The following is a 2,252-nucleotide window of genomic DNA, read 5'->3' on the forward strand; positions in this document are numbered from 1 at the left end:
TCTTCAAGCTGATAGTTCTGATTGTCATAAGCTTGCAATGAGTTTTCTTTCACTTCCTTCAAAAATTCACTAAATGTTTTATGCTTATTTGGTCGATGTCGCATCGCTAACGTATTAACGAACATCCCCATGATATTTTGAAGATCGGCATGTGGCCTTCCGGCAATCGGTACCCCGACAACAATGTCTTCTTGACCACTATATCTCGCTAGTTGAATGGTAAAGGCAGACAATAAAACCATATGCATCGTTACATCTTCTTGTTTCGCTAGTTCCTGTAGCTGTTTCGTTGTTGCTTCGTCTATCGTGAACGAAATGCTATCTCCTTCGAATCGTTGAAACGCTGGACGTTCAAAATCATATGGCAATTGAAGGACTGGCACCTCATCCTGGAATTGTTCCTTCCAATATCGTGCTTGCTTCTTCATTTGTCCAGATTGTAAATAGTGTTGTTCCCATTCCGCATAATCCTTGTATTGAATACGGAGTGGGTCCAATTTGTCGCCATTATAGAGCTTCGCGAATTCCTGAACCAAGATACTCATCGAGACACCATCTGAGATAATATGATGCATATCAATAAGTAGGTAATTAGTTCCTTGGCTTTTCATGATTTCCGCTCGGAATAACGGTGCCTCCTCTAAGGAAAACGGGCGTATAAAATTCTGGACCAGTACCGTCTTATCCGTTTCATCCACTGTCCGTACACGAAGATGGAAATCCAAATGGGACATAATCTTCTGAGCTATCTCGCCTTCTACCATTTTGTAAGAGGTACGTAGTACCTCATGCCTTTCGATTAATTGCCTAAACGTTGCTTCCATACGTTCCCTGTTGACTTCTCCCTCTAATTCAAAAATAGCGGGCATGTTATAAGCCGTACTTTCTTGATCCAATTGCTGTACCGTGTACATCCGTTTTTGCGCAGAAGATGTCTGATAGTATTCCTTTTCTTCACATGGCTCTATCTGTTCATATGGGTTGATCAGCCCTTCCGTTTCAATGTAGTCACTTAACTCTTGAATTGTCGGTCTATTAAAGATTTCTTTTAATGGAACGGAAATCTCTAACGCTTTGTGTATCTCCCCCATAACCATCGTTGCTTTTAACGAATGACCACCTAAATCAAAGAAATTGTCATGGATACCTATCGTATCCACTCCCAGGACATGTTGCCAAATGATTACCAGCTTCTTCTGTGTAGTAGTTTGCGGTGCTTCATATGCATTCGTAATGTACTGCATTTCGGGCTTCGGTAACGCCTTCCGGTTTACCTTTCCATTATGCGTTAATGGAATCGTCTGCAGTTCCATGTAGTATGCAGGAACCATATAATCTGGTAAACCTTCCTTGACATATGTTCTCACTTCTGCTTTATCCACGAAATCCTTCGCCACGATATAAGCACATAGGTATTTTTGATTCATTTCATCTTCTCTTGCCACCACGACAGCTTCCTTAATGGCAGGGTGACTAATCAGTCGACTCTCAATCTCTCCAAGTTCGATTCGATAGCCTCGAACCTTGACTTGGTTGTCCATTCTTCCTAAATACTCCAATTCTCCATTGGGAAGCCACCTCGCTAAATCCCCAGTTCTATATAAGCGTTCCCCCGGTTTAAATGGATGGTCGATAAATCGTTCCTTCGTTAATGCCTCGCGATTAAAGTATCCTCGTGCTACACCATCTCCACCGATACAAAGCTCACCATGCACTCCTATTGGCACTAACTTCCTATTTGAATCCATAAGATACAGCTCGGTGTTTTGAATTGGTTTTCCGATTGTAATACGGTCGGTTGATTCCAGCTTCTTAACAGTTGACCAGATTGTCGTTTCCGTTGGTCCATACATGTTAAATACGGTAAAAGGATATCCCTGTAACTCCTCCCATAATGATTTCGAAAGTTCTTCACCACCTACAAGAAGCGCTTTTATTCCCATTAGTGCGTCCGTAAAGGAATCATTCTCCAGCAACATCTTGACCCGCGTCGGCGTACTCTGCATGACATCAACCTGATGTTTCGTCATTACCTTCGCTAGCTTTTCGCCTTCTCTCGTCTCTTCCTCCTTGGCCATCACAACCGTTAATCCTTGCGTTAGCGGTACAAACGTTTCTAAACCAAAGATATCGAAAGATACCGTGGTTAAACAGAGAATCCGTTCATAGCTTCCTAGATTGGTTTCGTGCATAACACCATAGATGAAGTTAGTCACCTGTTGATGCTCAACCATCACTCCTTTTGGAGTTCC

Annotated in this window: 1 protein-coding gene; it reads right to left on the reverse strand. The window is 42.4% G+C overall.

Going from position 1 to position 2,252, the window contains the following annotated elements; all coding sequences use genetic code 11:
* Positions 1-2,234 (reverse strand): condensation domain-containing protein (locus JUJ52_RS22780; RefSeq protein WP_255637855.1); only part of this gene is annotated, 2,234 nt, incomplete at its 3' end.
* Between the last annotated feature and the right edge of the window lie 18 nt (positions 2,235-2,252).

Source organism: Virgibacillus sp. AGTR, assembly GCF_016919725.2.
In the GTDB taxonomy this organism is placed as follows: domain Bacteria; phylum Bacillota; class Bacilli; order Bacillales; family Amphibacillaceae; genus Virgibacillus; species Virgibacillus salarius.